Source organism: Halopseudomonas bauzanensis, from assembly GCF_900114735.1.
Taxonomy (GTDB): Bacteria; Pseudomonadota; Gammaproteobacteria; order Pseudomonadales; family Pseudomonadaceae; genus Halopseudomonas; species Halopseudomonas bauzanensis.
On record NZ_FOUA01000005.1, the window covers coordinates 270,807 to 295,234 of the forward strand.

Sequence of the window (24,428 nt, forward strand, 5' to 3'; positions counted from 1 at the left end):
CTGTGCGCCTATATCAGGCGCGACCTACGTAGTCCGCAGTACGGGTATCAACCTTGAGCACGTCGCCCACGTTGATGAACAGCGGTACCTTGACCACCGCGCCCGTGACCAGCTTGGCCGGCTTGGTGCCGCCGCCGGAGGTATCCCCACGCACACCCGGATCGGTCTCGACCACTTCCAGCTCGACGAAGTTCGGCGGAGTCACTGCGATCGGCGCCCCGTTGAACAGGGTGACCGTGTAGATGACCTGCTCTTTCAGCCAGTTGGAGGTATCACCCACGGCCTTCTCGTCGGCACCAAACTGTTCGAAGGAACCGTCAGTGGCCATGAAATGCCAGAATTCCCCGTCGGTGTACAGGTATTCCATATCGCGGTCCATCACGTCGGCGCCTTCCAGGGAATCACCTGACTTGAAGGTCCGCTCGTTGACCCGGCCGGTTTTCAGGTTGCGCACCTTGACCCGGTTGAAGGCCTGTCCCTTGCCGGGTTTGACGTACTCGTTCTCGAGGATCGCACAAGGATCGCCGTCGAGCATGACTTTAAGACCCGGCTTGAATTCGTTGGTAGAATAGTTGGCCATAGATTTCCCACTTACAGTTTGAACGGATACATCCGAAATCGCGCCGACCGATGGTTGCTGCCTGACGTTGCTCGCAACGTCCGACGGATGCCCTGTCACCCATGCGCGGAAAAACGCCAATGATACATGGATCTTTAGCGCCTGTTGAGTCTGTCAACTGGCAAAGTCTGCTGGCCGGCAGCATTACCGACCCACGGATACTGCTGAGCCGCCTCGACCTGGACCCAGCCCTACTCGGGCCCGCTCGCGCCGCCAGTGCCGACTTTTCCCTGCGCGTACCCGAGCCTTACTTAAGCCGTATGCAGCGCGGCAACCCCACCGACCCCCTGCTTCGTCAGGTATTGCCGGTCGGAGAAGAATTGCTGGAACATCCGGATTTCGTACTCGACCCGCTTGGGGAGCAACAGACCAACGCCCGCCCGGGCATTATCCACAAATACCACGGACGGCTGTTGCTGGTGGTCAGCGGTGGCTGTGCGGTCAACTGCCGCTACTGTTTCCGGCGGCACTTTCCCTATGAAGACAATAACCTGAGCACCGACGAGTGGCGTGAGGCGCTGGACTATATCCGCCAGGATGACAGCATCGCTGAGGTCATCTACAGCGGCGGCGACCCCCTCGCGGCAAGTGACCGGCGCCTGGCCTGGCTGACGCGGGAAATCGCCGACATCGCCCATGTGCGTCGGCTGCGAGTACATACTCGGCTGCCGGTGGTCATTCCCCAACGGGTCACCAGCGAGCTGATCGACGCGCTGTGCGGCACCCGGCTACCGGTCAGCATGGTGCTGCATTGCAATCATGCCAATGAGCTGGACAGTCAGTTGGGCAGCGCCATCCAGACCTTGCGCCAGGCGGGAGTCATGCTGCTCAACCAGGCCGTGTTGCTGCGCGGCGTCAATGACAATATCGAGGCGCAGGTCGCGCTCAGCGAAGCGCTAGGCGATAATGGCGTTTTGCCTTACTATCTTCATGTGTTGGATCATGTGAAGGGAGCGCAGCATTTTCATGTGGACGATGATACCGCCAGACGACTGTCCGGGGAGCTGTTGGCAAGGTTGCCGGGCTTCCTGGTACCACGCCTGGTAAGAGAGGTCGCAGGGGCAACCAGCAAGACGCCATTGCCGCCCACATTGATCAGTCAGTAGCAGACCGCTTTCCCCGTACCCCTTCGCTTGGGTTGGGGCCAGCTGCTACATTGTGATCAAAACATCATCAAGGTGTGACGCATGTATGGGACTCCAGATTGATTCGTTCTCGATTTAGCCTGAAAGGGCTGCAACGGAAGAAAAATGTTATGGATAACACGGCGCACACCCTGAATCTGCGGGTGCCACAGCAGACTCTCACGTCCCTGTCTTTTGCCGACGGCAGCGAAAAGGGCATTATCGACTGGCTTGCCAATCTGCCCAAGGCCAACATCGGCGAGACCGCACGCCAGCTCTACCAGGGGCTGATCGAACTCAACCAGTTGCAAGTCGCCCCCGACAAGCGCCTGGCCATGCTGGAGCAGATCCGCCCCAGCGTGCATTACGTCTGCTCCGCCCTGGCACGCTATTATCTGGGCCAGTCGATCGTTCTCGAAGACCGCCCGCGCAAGGTGGCCAACCTCTCCCAGTCGCTGCAGAATCACCTGGCCAACGGCTACAAGATTGTGGTGGGCCAGGAGGCCGGCATGAAGAACCGCGATCGCGAAGAGCTCATGTCACTGGCCATCCAGCGCGCCATTCGCTCCTTGAGCGGCCCATTGCTGCGCGCCTATCAACTGTATTGCCCGGTGGCCGATGGTATCTGGCTGGAAATTCACCAACTGTACCTGCTCGCCCGCAAACGCGATCTGCATCAGGCACCGGTCAGCGATCCGGAAAGTCTCGATGGCAAGCACCTCAGTATCGAGCGAACCTATCTGACAGTACTGCTCATGGGCTCCGCCCGGCCCAATCAAATCCGCCAGAGCGCCATGGCCAAACTGTTTGCCCAGCTGGAAGACTGGAGCAGCCTGGTCAGATTGACCGAAGCAGAGTCCACCGATGCACTGTTCATCATCAATCCGGACATGGACTGCCCGCCCCGCTACCGCTCGCTGGTGCTGGACGAGGATCTCACTGGCAGCCTGGGCCTTGATACCCGACAGCTGGTCGACACCATCAAGCAATATCTGCTCGACAACGAACCGGCCCGCAACCGCTTGCGGGTGCCCGAAGGCCTGGGCGTGGAGCTATTGCAGCACGTCAGCCAGTCCTGGGGCGATCTCGCCGAACGGACCTTCAACCGCATGCCGGGCCGCGGTGAGCTGCGCGTCACCATCGGCATGAGCGCCACCCATTTCCAGATCGCCGGCAAGAGCTTCTCGCAGTTCATGAATGCCGAGGACAGCAACCCCTTCTCCGACAGCAGCCGCCGTGCCGCCCAGGAAGGCTGGAGTAACGCCTTCGATGGCGACAAGGACATCGAGTGGGCGCCGGATGTGGAAAAGATCAACTATCACAGTCCGAACGAGCCCAGCGAGGAAGAGAACGTTGAACATTACCCGGTCCACAACCTGCGTATCGTCAACCACAGCCCCGGCGGCTTCTGCCTGACCTGGCCACGTGAGGTACCCAAACAGTTGCAGGCCGGCGAATTACTGGGTGTGCAGGAGCAGAGCGACCAGAGCTGGAGTCTCGCGGTGGTCCGCTGGATTCGTCAGGTACGCGGCGGCGGTACCCAGATGGGCATCGAGCTCATCGCTCCACACTGCACCCCTTGCGCCATCAAACTGCTGCGCAAGACCGAGCAGCCGAGCCGCTATCTGCGCGCTCTGCTGCTGCCGGAAGTCACTGCCATCGATCGTCCGCCGACGCTGCTCACCCCGCGCCTGCCCTTTCAGGTCAATAACAAGGTGATGCTGTGCCTTGGCGGCCAGGAGTTGCGCGCGCAATTGGCCGACCGGGTGATGGCCACCGGCAGCTTCAGTCAATTCGAACATCATATATTGGGCCAGGCAGAGAAAACCGTCGGCAAAAGCGAGACCGATAGCACAAGTTTCAGTATAGCCACCGAGGATGACTTTGACTCCCTGTGGAAGTCTCTGTAAATTCAGCCACTTGGATCTCAGGGACGCGGCCGTTTGGACGTGATGGACTAGCATGGGCATCGACGCACACGCCATAAGAGTATTGATTCTGGACGACTCGCAAAACCATGCGGAGCGTCTGGTAAGCCTTCTGCGCAACGCGGGGCATGCTACCCGTGCCCATCGGATCACCTCTCGCGAAGATCTGCAGGAATCCCTGCAGCAGACCTGGGATCTGTGCCTGGCCTGCCCTGAAACCAGTTACATGACGGCGCAGGAAGCCTGCCAGATTATCAGCCAGGCCCATGATGTGCCCTTCATCCTGCTGACCGACCAGGTTGATGTCGATACCCGTACCGAGGCCATGCGCTGCGGCATGCAGGATACCGTACTGGTCAGCGCCGACAGCCTGATCGTCCTCGTCGTCAAACGCGAGCTGACCAACCTCACGGCCCGTCGCCAGCGGCGCATTGCCGAACAGTCCCTGCGCGAAACAGAAAAGCGCTGTCAGCTACTGCTGGACAGCTCGGTGGACGCCATCGCCTATGTGCTGGATGGCATGCACATTTACGCCAACCGTTCCTACAGCCGGCTGTTTGGCTACGATGATGCGGACGATCTGGCCGCCGAACCCATGGTTGGCCTGATCGCCGCCAAGGACCAGCACGCTTTCAAGGACTTTCTCCGCCATTACGCCACCCGCGGCGACCAGAGTGAACTGCGCTGCACCGCGCGGGACAGCGAGGGGAAAGAGTTCCCCATAATGCTCAGCTTTTCGCCGGCGAACTACGACGGCGAGCCCTGCACCCAAGTAGTCATTCGTGCCGAAACAGCCAGCGCCGAGTTCGAAGAAAAGCTCAAGGCCATGGCCAGCCATGATCTGGTAACCGGACTGTTCAACCGGTCCTGGTTTCAGGAACAGCTGGACCACATCAGCGAGCAGGCCGTCCATAACAGCCAGCCCAGTACCCTCGCATATCTGAGCATCGACAACTTCAACGTACTGCAGAGCGACATCGGTATCGGCGGCTCGGATCTGATCCTGGCCGACCTGGCGCAGATCCTGCGGCGGTTCTTTCCCGAAAACACCCTGCTGGCCCGCTTCAGTGACGACGCCTGCAGCGTGCTGATCGAGGGCAAGGAACCGGAAGCGATCACCGCTCAGCTCGGAGAATTGCTGAAGCTGGTCGAAGGCAACCTGTTCGAGGCCAATGGCCGCACCATCCAGATCACCGTCAGCATCGGCGTCTCCTGCATCAGCGAGACTCACCCGGAGCCGACGCTGGCCATCGAGCGGGCCCATCGCCTCGCCGAGCAGATCAGCCAGGCCGGTGGCAATACTATCAAGGTATTCAACCCGCTCGAAGAGCTGGCGCAGCAGGCCAACCGGGGCAATATCATCGCCCTGATCCGCCACACCTTGGAAACCGACGGGTTCAGCCTGCAGTTCCAGCCAGTGATCAGCCTGCGCGGGGACAGCGCCGAGCATTACGAAACCATTCTCCGACTGTTCAACAGTCAGGGCGAGGAAATCCCCAGCGCGGAATTCTATACTGCGGCTCTGGAATCAGGTCTGGCCATGGACATTGATCGCTGGCTGCTCGCCAAGGCCGTCAAGCTGCTCGCCCAGCACCGCAGCAAAGGCGCGGATACCCGGCTGGTGCTGAGCCTGAGCAATGCCAGCCTACAGGACCCGGAAATTGTGCAGTGGATCTCCACGCTGCTGAAGGAAAGCCGGTTGTCAGCCGAGGCACTGGTATTCCAGTTCAACGACGCCGAAGCCAACCATTACCTGAAGCACGCCAAGGTACTGGCCGAAGCGCTGCACTCCATCCACGCGCGGATCGCGCTCAGCCATTTCGGCGGCGCGCTCAACCCCTACGCGATACTCAAGCATCTGCCGGTCGATTACGTGAAGATCGACGACGCTTTCAGTCGGGACCTGTCCACACCCGCAGCAGTGGAGCAGCTCAAGGAGATGGTCACGACATTACATGGCCAAGGCAAACTGACCATCGTCTCCAATGTCAGCAGCGCCACCATGATGCCAACGCTATGGCAGGCTGAGGTCAATTACATCCAGGGCGATTATCTGCAACCACCCGCTGACAGCATGAACTTCAATTTCTCGGGGGAGGGAGCTGCCCGGCACACTAAACTGCCCTCAAGAAGCAGCCTGGAAGACTGGCCCGAACCGTGGAATCTTCCACAGAAAGCCAGTTTTCCAGATATCCCGCGGGCTTCTTGCAGCGTCAGAACCCTTCCCGATCCCGGAAGCCCAGCAGATAGAGAATGCCATCCAGGCCCAGAGTGGAGATCGCCTGTTTAGCCGACTGCTTGACCAGCGGCTTGGCGCGGAAGGCCACACCGAGGCCGGCGATAGACAGCATTGGCAGATCGTTAGCGCCGTCGCCAACAGCAATGGTCTGCTCCAGGCTGATGCCCTCGCGCTGGGCCAATTCCCGCAGCAGATCGGCCTTGCGCTGGCCGTCGACGATGGGTTCCAGCACCTCACCTGTCACCAGTCCATCTTCGGTCGGCAAGGCGTTGGCATAGACATAGTCGATGCCCAGACGCTGCTGCAGCCCTTCGGCGAAATAACTGAAGCCGCCGGACAGGATGGCGGTCTTGTAACCCAGCCGGCGTAACTGGGCGATGAGCGTTTCCGCACCTTCGGTCAGCCGCAGCGACTGGCCGATTTCCTCCAGCACACTGACCGGCAGTCCCTTGAGCAATGCCATGCGCTCGCGGAAGCTGGCCTTGAAATCCAGCTCGCCACGCATCGCCCGTTCGGTGATCTCGGCAACCTGATCACCAACCCCGGCCGCCTTGGCTAGCTCATCGATCACTTCAGCGTCGATCAGGGTGGAGTCCATATCAAAGACCACCAGCCGGCGATTACGGCGGAACACGCTGTCCTGCTGGAAAGCGATATCGACATTCAGCTCCTGGGAAATGGCCAGGAACTCGGTGCGCAGCGCCGCAGGATCGGCCGGCTCTCCGCGCACCGAGAACTCGATGCAGCCCTTGCCCTGATCACTCGGCATGCCCTCGGGAATACGCTCGGAAAGACGATCGATATGGTCTATGTTCAGACCGTAACGGGCCGTAATCTCACTGACCCGAGCAATATGCTCGGCGGTAACCCGACGTGCCAGCAGCGTGACGATATGCCGTGGCTTGCCCTGCCCAGTAACCCAGCGGCTATACTCCTCAGCGCTCACTGGCGTGAAGCGCACCTGCTGATCCAACTCGTAGCCGCGGAACAAAACGTCTTTCAACACGTCAGAAAGACCGTCCTCACCCGCCATTTCCACCAGGATGCCGAACGACAGAGTGTCATGGATAACAGCCTGCCCGATATCAAGAATCTTGACATTTGCCCGCGCCAGAATGCCGGTGATAGCTGCCGTCAGGCCAGGGCGATCGGGACCGGTGATGTTGATCAGGACAATTTCCTTCAAGGGACCGCTCCAGTCAGAAAACAAAGTTCGCTATTCTACCCGCAAATGCCCGACTCATCCCAGCGCCCGCCTTCTTCCACCTGCGGCGACTGGCTATACTGTCACCTGTTCGTGTCCCTGCCGCCAATCTACCGATCGAGACCATTTTGAATCACACACCGAGTTCATCCGACAATCTGTTTCTGCGTGGCCACGCTTCCCTGCGTAACAAGCGACTCAAGTTGCCAGGCACGCTGATACTGCTGACTCTTGTCCCATTGCTGCTGATACTCGTGCTGGTGCTCTGGTTCGGTCAGGTTCAGCTGCAGCGCGACATCGCCACCCAGGCAGACCGGACCGGCAGCGAGCTGGCCCGACAGATTGCTACCCTGATAGCCGATCCGCTGGCGGCCAATGACACCTTGAGCCTGAACATCACCCTGGCCCAATGGACACAAAGCCCATTGATTGCGCATACCAGCCTGACCGCGGCAGGCAGCAACCGCATCGTCGCCCAGGCCGGGCAAAAGCCGTCCGCCGATAATCTGGCGCCCGGTCAGGGCGAATTCATTGCCGCCGTGCATTTTCAGGATGAACTCATTGGCCGGCTGCATCTGAGCCTGGCGAAAACACCCTTCACCGCACCTTCGGCCAACCTGCTGCAACGTCTGATCTGGGCCCTGGTACTGCTGATCATCATCGCCGGCCTGATTGCCTGGCGCCTGGGCGCGGGCATGCGCCGCGTGCTGGCCGGGCTGGGCAACTGGTATGGCGGTTCCGGGATAGCGCCCCCGGGCATGACCCGCTCCGACGAACTGGGCGACCTGGCCAGACGCTTTGCCGAGCGCCGCATTGTCGATCTGCCGCCGCTGCCGGAACCCGAGCCCGAGCCCGAACCGGAGCCCGAGGAGGAAGTATTCGATGAAACGCTGCTGGAAGACCCGGCTGAGGAACCAGATAGCGTCACGACTGACACTGCCGAATCCACGCCTGAAGACCAGCCTGAGCGTGAGGTTGATGAAGCTGATATCGACGCGTTAACGAGCGATGAGCTGGCAACTGCAGCCGATGCGCCTCCCGCCGCACCAATCGATACCGAGGACACCGAAGCCGCTGCCATGCTCAGCGAGCAACTCGACGAACTGCCGGAAGCAGCTGCGATGCCGGCGCCTGCCAGCACGGTGCTGGCCATCCGTCTGGGCAATCATCATACCCTGCATCGTCTGCCCCGCCCGCGTCTGCTCGGGCTGCTGGAGCGCTACCGCGAGCAACTGGAGCAGGCCAGCCGCGCCTGCGGCGGCCAGTTGCATACCCTGCAGGACGGCACCAGCTTGGTGTTCTTTCATCCATCGGACACCGATCAGCTCGGCGACGCCCTGTGCTGTGGCGAGTTGATGCGCGTGCTGGGTCATGAGTTGCAGGTCCAGATTGCCGACACCGGAGTCGCCCTGCATCTGCAGATCGCCCTGTGTCATGCACCCTGTGCAGATATTGCGCCTGATGATCTGGCGGAGCAGGTACCGGATTGTGCGCAGATGCTTGAACGCATGCAGTACAGCCGCAACCTGTTGTTGCTGGATGCCGAACTGGCCAACGACGCGCTGATCAGAGACCGGGCCGTGCTACGCAGGCTGGCCACCCCGCCAGGCATTTATTGTGTAGAGCGCTTGCGAGAGCCCTACCAGAGACAGCTGGAACAGCAATTGGAAGTGCTGGGCAAACAGCAAGACTGAGCGCGAGAAACGCCGCTGGCCGGGATGGAAGCCGGCCGAGCGGCGACCGGCATGCCAAACCACGGGAGATTCGAGCACCCGCTCCTACCAGGGTTAGCCTGCGTTACCGCGGTGCCGGCCAACACCACTCGTCGAGCTGATGCTCGACGACCCAGGCAGGAAGCCGCCTTACACGCCATCCTCTATCTGCAGCGCATCCACTTTCTGGAAACCACGGGGTAGCTTGTTACCGCGGCGGCCGCGTTCGCCGCGATAGTGCTCCAGATCGGCCGGTTTCAGTGTCAGGGTCCGTTTACCGGCGGTCAGCACCGCGCTCGCCCCTTCGGGCAGCAATGCCAGCGCCAGCAGGAACTCCTCACGGCTCTTCACCCGTGCCGACGGAATCGACAGAATCTTGTTGCCCTTGCCCTTGGACAGTTGCGGCAAGTCCTTGAGCGGGAATACCAGCAATCGACCCTCGTTGGAGATGGCGATCACCTGATCACTGTCGCGCTGTTTGACCGGCACCGGTGCGATGACCTTGCCACCTTCGGGCAAGCTCAACAGCGCCTTGCCGTTCTTGTTCTTGGCTTGCAGATCTGCGCCTTGCACCACAAAACCGTAACCGGCATCAGACGCCAGCAGATACAGCTGCTGATCTTCCGGCACCAGTACGCCAACGAACTCGGCACCCGGCGGTGGGCTCAGACGACCGGTCAGCGGCTCGCCCTGCCCCCGGGCCGAAGGCAGGCTGTGCGCCATCAGCGAATAGCTGCGGCCGGTGGAATCGAGGAACACCGCCTGCTGGTTGGAACGCCCGCTGGCCTGGGCGCGGAAACTGTCGCCAGCCTTGTAGGACAGCCCCGCGCCATCAACCTCATGCCCCTTGGCACACCGCACCCAGCCCTTCTCCGATAACACCACAGTCACCGCCTCGGCCGGTACCAGATCGGTTTCCGACAGGGCGCGGGCTTCCTGGCGTTCAACCAGCGGGGAGCGGCGGTCGTCGCCGTAGGTTTCGGCGTCAGCCAGCAACTCGCCGCGCACCGTCTTGCGCAACAGCTTCTCGCTGCCCAGCACCTTCTGCAATTGGTCACGCTCCTTGGCCAGCGCATCCTGCTCGCCACGGATCTTCATTTCCTCCAGCCGCGCCAACTGCCGCAGGCGGGTATCGAGGATGTAGTCGGCCTGCAGCTCGCTCAAATCGAAGCGAGCCATGAGTTCCGCCTTGGGATGCTCCTCGCTGCGGATGATCTCGATTACCTCATCCAGGTTGAGGAAGGCCACCAGCAAGCCGTCCAACAGGTGCAGGCGGGCCAGCACCTTGTCCAGGCGAAACTGCAGACGCCGCCGCACCGTGGTGATCCGGAAGCCCAGCCATTCACTGATCAGACCACGCAGATCCTTGACCGCCGGGCGGCCATCGGTGCCGATCACGTTCATGTTGACGCGGTAGCTGTGCTCCAGATCGGTCGTGGCGAACAGATGCTGCATCAGCTCCTCGGCATCCACCCGATTGGAGCGCGGCACGATAACCATGCGCGTGGGGTTTTCATGATCCGACTCGTCTCGCAGGTCGGCAACCAGCGGCAACTTCTTGGCTTGCATCTGCGCAGCAATCTGCTCTATGACCCGCGCCCCGGAGACCTGATGCGGCAAGGCGGTAATCACGATATCGCCATCCTCACGGGTCCAGACCGCGCGGCAACGCACCGAGCCGCGGCCGGTAGCATACAGATTCAATAATTCGCGGCGCGGAGTGATGATCTCGGCTTCGGTCGGGAAATCCGGCCCCTGGATATGCTCCATCAACTCATCCAGCCCGGCACCCGGCTCATCCAGCAGTCGCACGCAGGCGGCGGCTACCTCACGCAGGTTGTGCGGCGGAATGTCAGTGGCCATACCGACGGCAATACCGGTGGTGCCGTTAAGCAGCAGGTTGGGCAACCGCGCCGGCAACACCATGGGTTCTTCCATGGTGCCGTCGAAGTTTGGCTGCCAATCCACCGTGCCCTGTCCCAACTCGGTCAGCAGCACTTCGCTGTAACGGGCCAGACGCGCCTCGGTGTAACGCATGGCGGCGAAGGACTTGGGATCATCCGGGGCGCCCCAGTTACCCTGCCCGTCCACCAGCGGATAGCGGTAGGAGAACGGCTGCGCCATCAGCACCATGGCTTCGTAGCAGGCCGAGTCGCCGTGAGGGTGATACTTACCCAGCACGTCGCCCACCGTACGCGCCGACTTCTTGTGCTTGGACAGGGCCGACAGGCCCAGTTCGCTCATGGCGTAAACGATTCGTCGCTGCACCGGCTTGAGCCCATCGCCGATATGCGGCAGCGCGCGGTCCATGATCACGTACATGGAGTAGTTCAGATAGGCTTCTTCGGTAAACGACGACAGCGAGCGGCGCTCAACGCCTTCCAGGCTCAGATCCAGACTGTCACTCATACTTACTCTCTATAAATTGAGGGAGATACTGAATAATGCTGGCGAGGCAGCTGATCATTCAGTGTCTCCCGTAGTGTTGACGCAAAATCAGTTCGCCGCCCTGTTGGCTGAAATCCAGCTGCTTCAGGGCACTCATACCCAGCAGCACATCCTCGCCGAGGATCCCCGGCACGATGCCGGCGCTGACATCGTGCAGACGTATATCGCCCAGCTGCAGCGTATCGATGCGGGTGCTCCAGCTTTCAGTCATGCCGTTGGCGGTATTGACCATGATCGGATTGCCCCGCGACAACCCGAGGCGCTCGGCAAGGCTCGCCGGCACCGCGACGAAGGTAGCCCCGGTATCCAACAGGAAGGTCACCGGCTGGCCATTGATCTGACCCGCAGCAAGATAATGACCGTGGCGGTTACGCTCCAGACGCACCTCCACCGTCTCGTCGACCTGCAACGACACCGGCGCCTGGTTGGGGTTGCGACGGCGTTCTTCCAGGCCGGAAAACCACTGTGCTGCGAGCGCCAGCCCGGCAATCCAGGCCAGCACCAACATGATGGTACCCAGTCGGCGGTCCGGCGGCGGATTCATGCCGAGCGGTCCGGCATCAGATCAGCACCTCGGCCAGATTACCCTTGCTTTCCAGCCACTGCTTGCGATCCGAGGCGCGCTTCTTCGCCAGCAGCATGTCCATCAGCGCTTCAGTACCCTGAAAGTCATCGATGGTGAGCTGCACCAGCCGACGGGTATCCGGCGCCATGGTGGTTTCGCGCAGCTGCAGCGGATTCATTTCCCCCAACCCCTTGAAACGGGTGACCTGAACCTTCCCGCGCTTGCCCTCGGCTTCGATGCGGTCGATGATGCCGCTCTTCTCGGCATCATCCAGCGCGTAGAAAACCTCTTTGCCGATATCCACGCGATACAGCGGCGGCATGGCGACGAACACATGACCGGCCTCCACCAGCGGGCGGAAATGCCGGACGAACAGCGCGCACAGCAGCGTGGCAATGTGCAAGCCGTCGGAGTCAGCATCGGCGAGAATACAGATCTTGCCGTAGCGCAACTGCGTCAGGTCCGGCGAGCCCGGATCAACGCCGATGGCGATGGCAATGTTGTGCACTTCCTGGGAGGCCAGCACCTGGCCGGAATCGACTTCCCAGGTATTGAGGATCTTGCCGCGCAGCGGCATGATCGCCTGGAACTCCTTGTCCCGCGCCTGCTTGGCACTGCCGCCGGCCGAGTCACCCTCCACCAGGAACAGCTCCGAGCGACGGCTATCCTGCCCGGCGCAGTCAGCCAACTTGCCCGGCAGCGCCGGCCCCTGGGTGATGCGTTTGCGCTCGATCTTCTTGCTGGCCTTGAGCCGCCGGCTGGCATGGTCGATGGCCATTTCGGCGATCTGCTGACCGATATCGGCGTGCTGGTTCAGCCACAGACTGAAGGCATCCTTGATCACCCCGGACACGAAGGAGGCGGATTCGCGGGACGACAGACGCTCCTTGGTCTGCCCCGAAAACTGCGGCTCGGCCATCTTCACCGAGAGCACATAGCTGACCCGCTCCCAGATGTCTTCCGGCGCCAGCTTGACGCCACGGGGCAGCAGGCTGCGAAACTCGCAGAACTCGCGGATCGCCTCCAGCAGGCCAGAGCGCAAACCGTTGACATGGGTTCCGCCCTGGGCGGTGGGAATCAGGTTGACGTAGCTTTCCTGCACCAGCTCGCCGCCTTCGGGTAGCCAGAACAACGCCCAATCCACCGCTTCCTTGCTGGAAGCCAGTGCACCGGTGAAAGGAGCCTCCGGCAGGCTCGGCCATTGGGCGCAGGCATCCACCAGATAATCCCGCAGGCCATCTTCGTAAAACCAGGTGGTTTTCTCACCGGACTGGCGATCATCGAATTCGACGCGCAGGCCGGGGCACAGCACTGCCTTGGCCTTGAGCAGATGCAGCAGGCGGTTGATGTTGAACTTGGAAGTATCGAAATACTTGCCGTCGGGCCAGAATTTGACCGTGGTGCCGGTATTGCGCTTGCCCACGGTGCCGACGACTTCCAGTTCGCTGACCTTGTCGCCATGCTCGAAGGCGATAGCGTATTCCTGGCCATCGCGGCGCACCCGCACTTCCAGCCGCAGCGACAGGGCATTGACCACGGAGATGCCCACCCCGTGCAGGCCGCCTGAGAACTGGTAGTTCTTGCCGGAGAATTTACCGCCAGCGTGCAGTCGCGTGAGAATCAGCTCGACCCCGGACACACCTTCCTCGGGATGGATATCCACCGGCATGCCCCGGCCATCGTCGATCACCTCCAGCGCGTTGTCCTGATGCAGGATGACCGTGACCGTCCGGGCGTGCCCGGCCAGCGCCTCATCGACACTGTTGTCGATGACTTCCTGGGCCAGGTGGTTGGGGCGGGTGGTGTCGGTATACATGCCCGGGCGACGACGCACCGGGTCCAGACCGCTGAGAACTTCAATATCATCGGCGTTATAGGACGATTGGGACATAGAGTGTCTGGGTTTCCTTGGTCATTCTGGCGGGTACAGCCTCCCGCCGGGGCAAATCAGCATAGTATCCTATCTGCGGCGCCGGTATGTCGCCAGTGCTGGAGCACCCGGCGGGAAAATGTGCTAGTAACCGGAGGCGCCAGCCGCCGGCACAAAGCAGCCAGCGGGCAGGCGCGATACCGCGGTCTCGACGCGGCCATCGCCATGCAAGCGCAACCAGCGATAGCCGGGGGGCTGCGCATCGGTGGCGAAGTCATCACTGCCGACGGCGAATTGCACACAGGTAGAAGGCGATGCCAGCAGGCGGATATGTCCGCGCTGCTGATCCAGATATTGATGTATGTGCCCCCAGAGCACCGCGCGCACGCGGGGGTCGGCATCCAGCCGGGCGAACAATTGCTCGCTGTTGTCCAGCCCCAGCGGCTCCATCCAGGCACTGCCGATCGGTACTGGATGATGATGCAGGCAGACCATCAGATAACGCTCGCCCGCCGTCGCCAGCGCTTCGTCCAACCGCAGCAGCTGACGCTCATCAAGATGACCGCCGACCGAGCCCGGCACGCTGGAGTCCAGCAGCACTATGCGCCAGGCGCCCGCATCCACCCAGGGCTGATTGAAATCATGGCCAGCGCCAAGTTGTGCCATGCGCGCCGCATCATCGTGGTTGCCGGGAATCCAGTGCCACGGCGCGGGCAGCCGGGTCATGGCCTCGATAAACCGCTGATAGGCCGGCTCCTCTCCATCCTGGGTGATATCACCGGTGGCCAGCACCAGATCGATCTGCGGCATGTCCTCCAACACCTGATCGATTACCCCATGCAACGATGCAAGGGTATCCAGCCCCAGCAAGCGTTGATCCGGCGCGGTAAAGAGGTGGCTGTCGGTCAGCTGAACCACCTGGACTGCAGCGGTGGAGGTGATCGTGGCGGGTGGCGACATCGGGCGTATTCTCTGATCGGTGGACTTCTGTTCGCAGGACATCAGTAGCTCCCCTGCGCCCCCCCGCCATGATGGCAACAGACCGGCCGACAATCCAGTGGCGCACCGACGGCGGTGGCGGAAACTTGCACTCGGCCACAAAAAAACTGGTCAGACCAGACTACTATGCAGGCCCCATCGCCGCGCGGCGCGGCTCCTGTAGAGCAGTCAACTGTAGAAGCAACAGAGGGTATGCGCAGCTCAGCGATTGAGCAGCACCGGCTGCGGACTCTGCCCATGGCGGTGACAGTAGCCGAGCCATTCACCGAGAAACTGGTTGAGCTGGAATTTCTCGTCCGGCTGCAGCATCTGCTCGTTGGGATAGGGGTAGACACTCCGGAAGCGACGGCGATCATGCACCACAGTCACTTCGGCCATGCGGGCATCGTGGTACAGGCGTACCTCCATGCTCGGAGGCGTCAGCCACTCATGGCGTTTCTCATGCCGGAGTCGCAGCGTGGTGGTGTACGGGCAGCGCTCGAGTACCTGCATCACCAGACGCTGTTGTTCGCTGCCAGCGCTGAGCAGGATATGACATTCGTCCTTCAGCGCCATGTCCGGCATCAACTGGCGCAGACGGTAAAAATTCGCCTCGCATACCGCCTGCAGCGACGACAGATCAACCCGATAGCGGCGTTTGCCGAGGGCCATCATGGTTGCGGCCCCGCCTGGGCACGCAGGCCCTGGCCATGCAGCTCCAGCCATTGCAAGGCGATGATGCTGGCGGCATTATCGATCCGGCCATCGGCCATGGCGGCCAGCGCCTCGCTGCGCGGCCAGACACTGACACGAATGTCTTCGCCCTCTTCGGCCAGCCCGTGCAGGCCGCCCACGCCACGGCTATCCACCGTCGCGCAGTACAGGTATACCTGCTCGTCACTGCCGCCCGGCGAGGGAAAGTAGCGGGTGATGGGCGTCAGGTTAAGCAATGTGAGCCCGGCTTCCTCCTCTGCTTCGCGATGGGCGACCTGTTCGGCCTCCTCCCCATCATCAAACAGCCCGGCGACCAGTTCCAGCATCCAGGGATTGGTGCGCTTGCCCAGCGCCCCGACGCGGATCTGCTCGATCAGCACCACCGCATCCTGCCAGGGATCATAGGGCAGCACGCAGACGGCATCCGGCCGCACGAACAGCTCACGGCGCAGCTCCGGCCCCCAACCGCCGGCAAATAGGCGATGGCGCAGGGTCAATACATCCAGCCGGTAGAAGCCGCGAAATCCGGGTTCTCGACGCAGGATCTCGACATCCTGCTGGTTGAATTCGGTCAAATAATCGCCCCTGAAAAAGACATACCCAATGGTCGTGCTTTTAAACTCGCATATCCGAGCGGACCGAGGCAAGGACTGACCTGTTTCAGCGGCGAACGGTCGTGCCGGTGCGTGTTATTCACCGCCCCGGCACCCGTTATCCACCTGCCGCTATACCTTCTGGTACAGCTGCGACCCGGTCTGGCGAAACTCCGAGGACTTGGCCCGCATGCCCTCTTCCACTGCCAAGTCCACCGCCTGAATCCGCTGCGCCGCAGCGTAATCACGCACCTCCTGGGTGATCTTCATCGAGCAGAACTTCGGTCCACACATGGAGCAGAAATGCGCTACCTTGGCTGACTCCTTGGGCAGAGTCTCATCATGGAAAGCGCGAGCCGTGTCCGGGTCCAGACCAAGGTTGAACTGATCCTCCCAGCGGAATTCGAAGCGCGCCTTGGACAGAGCATTATCGCGAATCTGCGCGCCCGGGTGCCCCTTGGCCAGATCCGCTGCGTGGGCAGCAATCTTGTAGGTAATGATGCCGGTCTTCACGTCATCCCGGTTGGGTAGCCCCAGATGCTCCTTGGGCGTGACATAACAAAGCATGGCGCAACCGAACCAGCCGATCATCGCCGCACCGATGCCCGAGGTGATGTGGTCATAACCCGGAGCGATATCGGTGGTCAGCGGCCCAAGGGTATAAAACGGCGCCTCGTCGCAGCACTCCAGCTGCTTGTCCATGTTCTCCTTGATCAGTTGCATGGGCACATGACCCGGGCCTTCGATCATGCATTGCACGTCATGCTTCCAGGCAATCTTGGTCAGCTCGCCCAAGGTTTCCAGTTCACCGAACTGCGCCGCGTCGTTGGCATCGGCGATGGAGCCTGGACGCAGGCCGTCGCCCAGAGAGAAGGACACATCATAGGCTTTCATGATCTGGCAGATATCCTCGAAGTGGGTATAGAGGAAGTTCTCCTGGTGGTGCGCCAGACACCACTTGGCCATGATTGAACCGCCACGGGAAACAATACCGGTGACCCGACTCGCCGTCATCGGCACGTAACGCAGCAACACACCGGCATGAATGGTGAAGTAGTCGACGCCCTGTTCGGCCTGCTCGATCAGCGTATCGCGGAAGATCTCCCAGGTCAGGTTCTCGGCGATGCCATCAACCTTCTCCAGCGCCTGGTAGATGGGCACGGTACCGATCGGCACCGGCGAATTGCGAATGATCCATTCGCGGGTCTCATGGATGTTCTTGCCGGTGGACAGATCCATCACCGTATCCGAGCCCCAGCGAATCCCCCAGGTCATCTTCTCGACTTCTTCTTCGATACTGGAGCCCAGCGCCGAGTTGCCGATATTGCCGTTGATCTTCACCAGGAAGTTACGGCCGATGATCATCGGCTCCAGCTCGGTATGGTTGATATTGGCCGGCAGGATGGCGCGGCCCCGGGCGATTTCCTCACGTACGAATTCTGGCGTGATTTCCTTGGGAATGCTGGCACCGAAGCTGTGTCCCGGATGCTGCTCGGTCAGCAGACCAGCGGCGCGCGCCTCCTGCAGTTTCATGTTTTCGCGAATCGCGACGAACTCCATTTCCGGAGTGATGATGCCCCGGCGGGCGTAGTGCATCTGCGTCACGTTATGCCCGGCCTTGGCCCGGCGCGGCGTGCGCACATGGGCAAAGCGCATGTGATCCAATGATGGATCGGACAGCCGGGCATTACCGAACGCGGAACTCAGGCCAGGCAGGATCTCGGTATCACCCCGCTCATCGATCCAGGCGCTGCGCACATCTGCCAGCCCGGCGCGCAGATCAATCTGCACCGCCGGATCGGTATAGGGGCCGGAGGTGTCGTAAACCAGCACCGGCGCGTTCTTCTCCACGCCCTTGTCGGTCTGGGTATCGGCCAGGCTGATTTCCCGCATCGGCACACGGATATCCGAGCGCGATCCGGTTACGTAGATCTTGCGGGAGTTAGGCAAGGGCTGGGTTGCGGCACCATCTGCGCCGGAGTTGGCAATGGCGGTATCAGGCAAGCGATTGGTCATTATTATGCTCCACTGTATGAATTACACAGGGAACCGAAGCGGCACGGAGCCACCACCCCAGGACGGGGTAATGCGGAACTGCGCATCTCGATTCCTACGCCGGTATTAACCGGATCAGGTTCAACGGGTGAAGTCTCAGCCAACACAAAAAAAATGCCGGCACCCCGTCAAGATGAGCCAGCAGCTTAGGCCGTCGCGCGCCAAACAGCAAGTAGCCGACCGCTTGGCCTTGACCGGCGGCCTGCACCTCTTTAGCCTTGGCAGATTGACTTCTACCTCCATGCGAAGGACCTCTGCATGCTGCGCCCCCTGTATATCGCCGTTGTGCTGGCAAGCCTGTCCGGCCCAGCCTTGGCTAAATCCGATTTGCTGACTATCTACCAGGAAGCCCTGCTCAACAGCGCCGATCTCGCCGCAGCCGAAGCCGATGCCCTCGCCCGCCAGGAAGCTCTGCCCCAGGCACGCGCTCAGTTGCTGCCGAACATCGGCCTGGGGGCCGGCGTGGCCCGCGAACGGGTCGACGTCGAGGGATTGGGGTCGGACAGCTATTCGACCCATTACTATCAGGCCAGCCTGACGCAGCCGCTGTTCCGTGCCGATCGCTGGTTCAATTACCAGGCGTCCAAGTCGCTCAGTGAACAGGCCCGCGTGGAGTTTTCCGCTACGCAGCAGCAGTTGATCCTGGATGTAGCGCTGGCCTACTTCAATGTATTGCGAGCTTCCGACAACCTGGCCACCGCCCGAGCCGAAGAAGCAGCGTTCGAGCGTCAGCTGGAACAGGCGCGGGAGCGTTTCGAAGTCGGCCTGTCGGCCCGCACCGATGTACTCGAAGCGCTGGCCGGTTTCGATACCGCCCGCGCCGCACGCATCACCGCCGCCACCAATCTGGACGTGAGTTATCAGGCACTGACCCGCCTGACCAACCGCGACCACACCGACCTGCTCGGCATGAGCCACAACCTGCCGATCCTTGCGCCTGTGCCGGCCGACATGCAGGAGTGGGTGGAGACCGCAGCTGCGCAGAACCTGGGCCTGCAGGCCTCGCGGCTGGCTATCGATGCCGCCGGCGACAGCCTGCGCAGCAGCAAGGCGGGTTACGCCCCGACGGTGGATGCTTTCGTGCGTTACAACGACAGTTATGGCGGCGCCCGTCTGGGCGGTGTCGGGGCAGGTATTGGTGGTATGGGCGCCGGCGGTGACACCGAGCTGACCCAGTTCGGTGTGGAGATGACCCTGCCGCTATTTACCGGTGGCGGCACCACATCCCGGGTCCGCGAATCCAACTTCCGCCTGACCCAGGCCGAACACACCAGCGAAGCCGAGTTGCGGCGCATCGTCGAGCGTACCCGCAATCTGTTCCGTACGGTCACCTCCAGCGTCGAGGAGGTCGAAGCCCGGCGCCAGTCGATCATTTCCTCCAAGGCCGCCGTGGATGCGACTCAGGCCGGTTATGAGGTAGGTACGCGCAACGTGGTGGATGTGCTGGACGCCCAGCGCAATCTGTTCCGGGCGGTGCGTGACTACAACGATACCCGCTACAACTACATCGTCGACAACCTCAACCTCAAGCAGGCGGCTGGCACCCTGAGCCCGCAGGATCTGGAAGACCTCTCGACCTGGCTGAAGGCCGACTACGATCCGGACCGCGACTTCATTCCGCCGTTTACCCCGGAAGAAATGCAGCGCATGTCCATCGGCAACCAGCCGCCGCAGCCAATGAGCGAACAGCAGCGGCGGATGCGGACGTCGTTCTGAGTGGCCGGGCAGCGACGCTGCCCCCTGGGATTGTCGAGCACCAGCTCGACAGCGTTTCCACCAGACAACGCCGAGGCCGCCGCCAGCAAGGTACGAGCTGGTGCTCGAACCTCCCAGGTGTTTGCGCCACTACGGTGGACCGGTTTCCAGCTCGACCAACAGCGTATCAGGTGGCCGCGCTGGTCGGAATGGGAGTTGACGGGATCGCCATAGACCGGGGCGCGCTGACCGGGGCGCGCTCGACTTGATGGAAACCCATCAGTCACTCGCAATGACCAACTAGCTCCCCAGCAACCGCGTGATACCCTGCAGCAACCGCTCCAGTGCCCCCTGATTGGCCGCTACTACCGCCTGCCCCGCCGCTCCAGCGCGGTGCGCTGACGACTGATCACCCAACCAGGCATTTGCCCGCTCCGCCATCGCCGGGGCATCGGCCACTTCCACCAAGGCCCCGGCCTGCTCCAGCAAATCACTGATCTCGGCAAAGTTGAATCGATGCGGCCCGGACAGCACCGGCAGGCCGAGCGCCGCTGGCTCCAGATAATTGTGTCCACCGCCGGGAATCAACGACCCGCCAACGAAAGCCACATCCGCGCAGGCATAGAACTGCATCAGCTCGCCCATGGTATCGCCCAATAACACCTGATCGGCTATCGCCGGCATGTTCCCGGCGCTGCGGCGTACCATGCCCAGCCCGGCATTTTCTATCTGCCGCGCCACAGCATCGAAGCGCTCCGGGTGGCGCGGCACCAGAATCAGCAGCGCCTCGGGATGCCGCTGCAGAACCTGACGATGCGCAGCAAGCACGATCTCGTCTTCCCCGCCGTGAGTACTGGCGGCGATCCATACGGGCCGCTCACCCCACTGCGCCCGCCACTGCTCTGCCGTGGCCAGCAGCTCGGCGCCGGGCTTGAGGTCGAACTTGATGCTGCCGGTCACCGCCAGTGCTGACTGGCGCACGCCCAGCGCGATGAAGCGCTCCGCCTCCGCTGCCGTCTGCACCGCCACCCAATCCAGCGCGGCGAACATCGGCCGCACCAGCGCAATGACGCGTTGATAACCCCGCGCCGAGCGCGCAGATAGCCGTGCATTGGCCAGTACTACTGGCACGCCGGCGCGCTTGCACTCGGCCACCAGGTTGGGCCACAGCTCGGTTTCCATGATGATGGCAATCCGTGGCTGCAACCGCCGAATCAGTCGCCGCTGCAGCCAGGGCAGATCGTAGGGCAGATAAGCGTGGCCAACATCATCACCGAATAACTTGCGGATCTGTTCGGAGCCGGTTGGTGTCATGCAGGTCACCGTGATCGGCAACTGCGGATGGCGCTGGCGCAACTCGCGCACCATGGGCGCCGCGGCAATGGACTCGCCCACCGACACCGCATGCACCCAGATACCGCCAGCGCGCAGATCTCCACCCAGGGCAAAGCGCTCGCGCCAGCGCCGGGCATAGGCCGGGGCGCGCCAGGCACGGTACAGCAGGCGCGCCAGGATCAGCGGCAGACACAGGGTAAAGATCAGACTGTACAGAAAACGCGGCATTCCCTTCTCCAGAAGCGGTCGAGCAGCACAAACGCGGCATAGAGTAGCAGAAGTGACCTGCCCGGCCGTTGATCGCTATACTACGCGAGCTAATCCACTGACCCCGCGGAGCCCATGAGCACACCCTTGCACACCGATATCTGTATTCTGGGCGGCGGCGTCGCCGGTCTCTGGCTCAATGCGCGGCTGCGGCAACAGGGCTACAGCACCTTGCTGGTCGAGCCCCATACCTTGGGCGGCGGGCAGAGCAGCAAGTCCCAGGGCATCATCCATGGCGGCACCAAGTATGCCCTGCACGGCAAACTGACCACCGCCGCAGAAGCCATCGCCGGCATGCCCGGCCGCTGGCGCGCCTGTCTGGATGGTAGTGGTGAACTGGACCTGCAAGGCGTGCGTGTACTCTCGGCGCACCATTATCTCTGGTCACCGGGCAACCTGATCAGCAACCTGGCCGGCTTCTTCGCCAGCAAGGCACTGCGCGGCCGGGTCGATAGCGTGAAGGGGCGGGAGTTGCCCGCGGTTTTCGCCAATCCGGCTTTCAAGGGCAAGGTCTACCAGCTGGCCGAGCTGGTGCTGGATGTGCCCGATGTGGTCCGCCGCCTGGCGGAGCTGGGTGGCGACAGCCTGCTCAGCGGCCCGGTCAAAATCGGCGGCAACAGCGACGGTATCACCTCCGTACAGGTTGCCGATCAGCAGATCATCGCCCGACGCTATGTGCTCACCGCCGGGGAAGGCAACGAGGCGCTGCTGCACGGTGCCGGTATCCAGCAGCCCGCCATGCAGCGCCGGCCGCTGCAGATGGTGCTGGTCAAAGGTCCGAACCTGCCGGCCCTTTACGCCCACTGCCTGGGCAGCAGTCCCAAGCCGCGGGTCACTGTGACTACCCACCCCTGCAACGATGGCCAATGGTGCTGGTACCTGGGCGGCGAACTGGCTGAACAGGGCACCGATATGCCGGCCGAGGAGCTGATTCGCCGGGCACAGAAGGAGCTGCAGGAACTGCTGCCCTGGGTCGATCTGAGCAGCTGCCAGTGGGCTACCCTGCCGGTAACCCGTGCCGAACCGGCTCAAAGCGGCCTGGTGCGCCCGGATAATGCCTACCTGCAGGCAGTCGGCAATGCGCTGGTGTGCTGGCCGACCAAACTGGCTCTGGCACCCGACCTGAGCGACCAGGCCATCGCCGAGCTCGAACGTCAGGCAATCCAGCCGGAGCTGCCGCAGCCGACCAGCGACCTGCCTTGCCCGCTCGTTGCCACTCCAGTCTGGGATACCCTGTTTTCATGACATCCCTACAGCAATATCATCGCCCGCTTGGCAGCACTGGCCTGACGGTTTCTCCGCTCGGGCTCGGCACCGTCAAGATCGGCCGCAATCAGGGGGTGAAATACCCCAGCGGCTTCGAACTACCGACCGACCAGCAGGTGCGCGGCTTGCTGGCCCAGGCCCGGGACCTGGGCATCAACCTGCTGGATACCGCCCCCGCCTATGGCCTGAGCGAACAGCGCCTGGGGCCGCTGTTGCAAGGCCAACGCCAGGAATGGGTGCTGTGCAGCAAGGTCGGCGAAGAATTCGACAATGGCGAGTCCTGGTTCGATTTCAGCGCCCGACATACCCGTCACTCGGTACAACGCTCGCTGCAACGGCTGCAGACCGATTATCTGGACCTGGTGCTGGTGCACTCCAATGGTGATGACCTGACCGTCCTTGCTGATGAGGTCTACCCGACGCTGCAGCAACTGAAGCAGGAGGGGCTGATCCGCGCCTTCGGCTTTTCCGGCAAGACTGTCGCTGGTGGCCTGCAGGCGCTGGAAGATGGCGATTGCGCCATGGTGACCTGGAACCTGCGCGAGCAGACCGAGCGTCCGGTTCTCGACTTTGCGCTGTCACACAACAAGGGCATTCTGGTAAAAAAAGCGCTTGCCAGTGGGCATATCTGCCTGGAGGGTGAAGACCCGGTCCGTAGCGGTTTCGAATTGGTCTTCAGCCACCCGGCCGTCGGCAGCGCCATCATCGGTACCATCACACCGGCGCATCTGACGCAGAATGTAGTCACCGTCGCCAACATTCTGCAGCAAGCCGACACGCACAGCGGATCTCAAGCCAGGCCGCGCTGACAGCAGCATGCGCGGCCCCAGACCCAACGAGGGGCGCCATGACCACTATCATTGCCCGCCACGATCCGGTGGCCTTCAAGACCCAGGCCATCCACGTCCAGGCCGGCCCCGAGGTGTTGCGCTACACGCCGGTCGGCAACCCGCTGAGCTTCGAGCAGATGCTCGAGCTGCGCCAGCCGATACAGGTGGATGACCCGGAACAGTTCGACGTAACCCTGGCCAACCTGGGGGTTTCCGCGGATATTACCTTCCGCTGGCAACAACGGGACTTTCGTCTGCTGGTGCACCAGCAGCGCCCTGATCGTAATGACCAAGTGCTGAAACTGCTGTCCGGCTACGTACCCGCCCACGAGCTGCGTTTGCCCTTGCTCACCCTGATGACCGAACTGGCCGAGGAGCTGCTGCTGGAAACCGGACAGGGCTGGCTGCCGGGGCGTTATCAGGAAGTCTGGCTACCCACACCCTACGCCGACACCCTGCCGCCGGACGGCAACCGCTGGTACAGCCTCAGCCCGCACCAGGGTGCAGCCCGGGCCGTGCTGTGCCGCGAGCTGAATCTACTGGAACGCCCCCATGCCTATGTCCATCTCCCCACCAATTCACTGCAACTGGTCTATCACATGCACCTCAGCGTGCCCCGCTGCCCGGACCTGAGCGCGTTGCACGCCGACGAGTCGCTGGATGCCCAGAGTGGCCAGCTGCAGGCACAGCTGGATCGACAGCGCCCCGATCTCTATCTCGCCGAGCTGGTCGATAATCAGTTCAACGGACGCCTGTTTACCTTGGTCAAGGGTGAGCTGATCGAGCAACAGCATCCGCATCTGCTGCTCAGCGAAGCCTTCGCACCCCAGACCGGCTGGGTGGTGGCGGACGCCCACTGCCCCTGGGCATATGGCAGCGCACCGCCATGAGGTGTACCATGCGCGCCGAGGCGTGGCCTGCCGGTCATCCTCGATTCCGCCATTGGTACCTCCTAGCAGGTCGTTGAAAGACGCACTCACGAGCAG

At 62.0% G+C, this 24,428-nt stretch carries 18 protein-coding genes and 1 riboswitch; of the genes, 8 read left to right on the forward strand and 10 right to left on the reverse strand.

What is annotated here, in order from left to right; genetic code table 11:
* Positions 1-13: 13 nt before the first annotated feature.
* The gene (gene efp, locus BM267_RS12615) at positions 14-580 is read right to left on the reverse strand and encodes an elongation factor P (protein WP_036990657.1); all 567 of its coding nucleotides are present in this window, start codon (positions 578-580) and stop codon (positions 14-16) included.
* A 119-nt stretch (positions 581-699) separates the two neighbouring features.
* On the opposite strand from efp, the gene epmB reads away from it, so the two are divergent.
* From epmB to BM267_RS12630, 3 genes are all read left to right on the forward strand, one after another.
* A complete protein-coding gene (gene epmB / locus BM267_RS12620; RefSeq protein WP_074780193.1) occupies positions 700-1,725 on the forward strand; it encodes an EF-P beta-lysylation protein EpmB in 1,026 nt (341 codons plus the stop codon).
* Positions 1,726-1,874: 149 nt separating this feature from the next.
* Positions 1,875-3,653 carry a molecular chaperone gene (locus tag BM267_RS12625; protein WP_074780191.1) on the forward strand — a complete coding sequence of 593 codons (1,779 nt, stop codon included), beginning with the start codon at positions 1,875-1,877 and terminating at the stop codon, positions 3,651-3,653.
* A gap of 52 nt (positions 3,654-3,705) precedes the next feature.
* On the forward strand, positions 3,706-5,961 hold the full coding sequence (locus tag BM267_RS12630) for an EAL domain-containing protein (protein WP_074992213.1): 2,256 nt from the start codon (positions 3,706-3,708) through the stop codon (positions 5,959-5,961).
* On the opposite strand, the gene serB is transcribed toward BM267_RS12630, so the two are convergent.
* The gene (gene serB, locus BM267_RS12635) at positions 5,885-7,096 is read right to left on the reverse strand and encodes a phosphoserine phosphatase SerB (protein WP_036990662.1); all 1,212 of its coding nucleotides are present in this window, start codon (positions 7,094-7,096) and stop codon (positions 5,885-5,887) included. The genes BM267_RS12630 and serB overlap by 77 nt on opposite strands.
* 146 nt (positions 7,097-7,242) lie before the next feature.
* Between serB and BM267_RS12640 the strand changes: the two genes are divergently transcribed.
* Entirely contained in the window at positions 7,243-8,808 is a 1,566-nt protein-coding gene (locus tag BM267_RS12640; protein ID WP_074780186.1) for a hypothetical protein, read from the forward strand.
* A 168-nt stretch (positions 8,809-8,976) separates the two neighbouring features.
* Here BM267_RS12640 and parC read toward each other — a convergent pair whose 3' ends face one another.
* From parC to thiC, 7 genes are all read right to left on the reverse strand, one after another.
* On the reverse strand, positions 8,977-11,235 hold the full coding sequence (gene parC, locus BM267_RS12645) for a DNA topoisomerase IV subunit A (protein WP_036990666.1): 2,259 nt from the start codon (positions 11,233-11,235) through the stop codon (positions 8,977-8,979).
* A 58-nt stretch (positions 11,236-11,293) separates the two neighbouring features.
* On the reverse strand, positions 11,294-11,818 hold the full coding sequence (locus BM267_RS12650; protein WP_074780183.1) for a retropepsin-like aspartic protease family protein: 525 nt from the start codon (positions 11,816-11,818) through the stop codon (positions 11,294-11,296).
* Positions 11,819-11,834: 16 nt separating this feature from the next.
* Positions 11,835-13,730: a DNA topoisomerase IV subunit B gene (gene parE / locus BM267_RS12655; protein WP_036990671.1), complete on the reverse strand. Its 1,896-nt coding sequence runs from the start codon at positions 13,728-13,730 to the stop codon at positions 11,835-11,837.
* Between the two features lie 123 nt (positions 13,731-13,853).
* On the reverse strand, positions 13,854-14,669 hold the full coding sequence (gene cpdA, locus BM267_RS12660) for a 3',5'-cyclic-AMP phosphodiesterase (RefSeq protein WP_074780655.1): 816 nt from the start codon (positions 14,667-14,669) through the stop codon (positions 13,854-13,856).
* 240 nt (positions 14,670-14,909) lie between these two features.
* Positions 14,910-15,359 (reverse strand): DUF1249 domain-containing protein, encoded by a 450-nt coding sequence (locus tag BM267_RS12665; RefSeq protein WP_074780651.1) that lies wholly within the window; start codon positions 15,357-15,359, stop codon positions 14,910-14,912.
* Entirely contained in the window at positions 15,359-15,976 is a 618-nt protein-coding gene (locus tag BM267_RS12670) for an NUDIX domain-containing protein (protein WP_074780180.1), read from the reverse strand. The genes BM267_RS12665 and BM267_RS12670 overlap by 1 nt, the downstream gene beginning before the upstream one ends.
* A gap of 150 nt (positions 15,977-16,126) precedes the next feature.
* Positions 16,127-18,010: a phosphomethylpyrimidine synthase ThiC gene (thiC, locus tag BM267_RS12675; protein WP_074780178.1), complete on the reverse strand. Its 1,884-nt coding sequence runs from the start codon at positions 18,008-18,010 to the stop codon at positions 16,127-16,129.
* Positions 18,011-18,084: 74 nt separating this feature from the next.
* A riboswitch (TPP riboswitch) is annotated at positions 18,085-18,187 on the reverse strand.
* Between the two features lie 120 nt (positions 18,188-18,307).
* Between thiC and BM267_RS12680 the strand changes: the two genes are divergently transcribed.
* The gene (locus BM267_RS12680; RefSeq protein ID WP_074780175.1) at positions 18,308-19,765 is read left to right on the forward strand and encodes a TolC family outer membrane protein; all 1,458 of its coding nucleotides are present in this window, start codon (positions 18,308-18,310) and stop codon (positions 19,763-19,765) included.
* Between the two features lie 279 nt (positions 19,766-20,044).
* Here BM267_RS12680 and waaA read toward each other — a convergent pair whose 3' ends face one another.
* Positions 20,045-21,307: a lipid IV(A) 3-deoxy-D-manno-octulosonic acid transferase gene (waaA, locus tag BM267_RS12685; RefSeq protein ID WP_074780172.1), complete on the reverse strand. Its 1,263-nt coding sequence runs from the start codon at positions 21,305-21,307 to the stop codon at positions 20,045-20,047.
* A 114-nt stretch (positions 21,308-21,421) separates the two neighbouring features.
* Between waaA and BM267_RS12690 the strand changes: the two genes are divergently transcribed.
* From BM267_RS12690 to BM267_RS12700, 3 genes are read left to right on the forward strand one after another with little or no spacing between them, the layout of a single operon-like run.
* Positions 21,422-22,591 carry an NAD(P)/FAD-dependent oxidoreductase gene (locus tag BM267_RS12690; RefSeq protein WP_074780170.1) on the forward strand — a complete coding sequence of 390 codons (1,170 nt, stop codon included), beginning with the start codon at positions 21,422-21,424 and terminating at the stop codon, positions 22,589-22,591.
* Positions 22,588-23,421, forward strand: a complete 834-nt coding sequence (locus BM267_RS12695) for an aldo/keto reductase (RefSeq protein ID WP_074780167.1) — start codon at positions 22,588-22,590, stop codon at positions 23,419-23,421. Before BM267_RS12690 ends, BM267_RS12695 begins: the two co-directional genes overlap by 4 nt.
* Before the next feature lie 38 nt (positions 23,422-23,459).
* Complete coding sequence (locus BM267_RS12700; protein WP_051611022.1) at positions 23,460-24,332, forward strand: hypothetical protein; 873 nt, start codon at positions 23,460-23,462, stop codon at positions 24,330-24,332.
* The last annotated feature ends 96 nt before the right edge of the window (positions 24,333-24,428 follow it).

Coding starts and splice junctions, on each gene's coding strand:
- efp (WP_036990657.1), bottom strand. CDS start 580: ATGGCCAACTATTCTACCAACGAATTCAAGCCGGGTCTTAAAGTCATG.
- epmB (WP_074780193.1), top strand. CDS start 700: ATGATACATGGATCTTTAGCGCCTGTTGAGTCTGTCAACTGGCAAAGT.
- BM267_RS12625 (WP_074780191.1), top strand. CDS start 1,875: ATGGATAACACGGCGCACACCCTGAATCTGCGGGTGCCACAGCAGACT.
- BM267_RS12630 (WP_074992213.1), top strand. CDS start 3,706: ATGGGCATCGACGCACACGCCATAAGAGTATTGATTCTGGACGACTCG.
- parC (WP_036990666.1), bottom strand. CDS start 11,235: ATGAGTGACAGTCTGGATCTGAGCCTGGAAGGCGTTGAGCGCCGCTCG.
- BM267_RS12650 (WP_074780183.1), bottom strand. CDS start 11,818: ATGAATCCGCCGCCGGACCGCCGACTGGGTACCATCATGTTGGTGCTG.
- parE (WP_036990671.1), bottom strand. CDS start 13,730: ATGTCCCAATCGTCCTATAACGCCGATGATATTGAAGTTCTCAGCGGT.
- cpdA (WP_074780655.1), bottom strand. CDS start 14,669: ATGTCGCCACCCGCCACGATCACCTCCACCGCTGCAGTCCAGGTGGTT.
- BM267_RS12665 (WP_074780651.1), bottom strand. CDS start 15,359: ATGGCCCTCGGCAAACGCCGCTATCGGGTTGATCTGTCGTCGCTGCAG.
- thiC (WP_074780178.1), bottom strand. CDS start 18,010: ATGACCAATCGCTTGCCTGATACCGCCATTGCCAACTCCGGCGCAGAT.
- BM267_RS12680 (WP_074780175.1), top strand. CDS start 18,308: ATGCTGCGCCCCCTGTATATCGCCGTTGTGCTGGCAAGCCTGTCCGGC.
- waaA (WP_074780172.1), bottom strand. CDS start 21,307: ATGCCGCGTTTTCTGTACAGTCTGATCTTTACCCTGTGTCTGCCGCTG.
- BM267_RS12690 (WP_074780170.1), top strand. CDS start 21,422: ATGAGCACACCCTTGCACACCGATATCTGTATTCTGGGCGGCGGCGTC.
- BM267_RS12695 (WP_074780167.1), top strand. CDS start 22,588: ATGACATCCCTACAGCAATATCATCGCCCGCTTGGCAGCACTGGCCTG.
- BM267_RS12700 (WP_051611022.1), top strand. CDS start 23,460: ATGACCACTATCATTGCCCGCCACGATCCGGTGGCCTTCAAGACCCAG.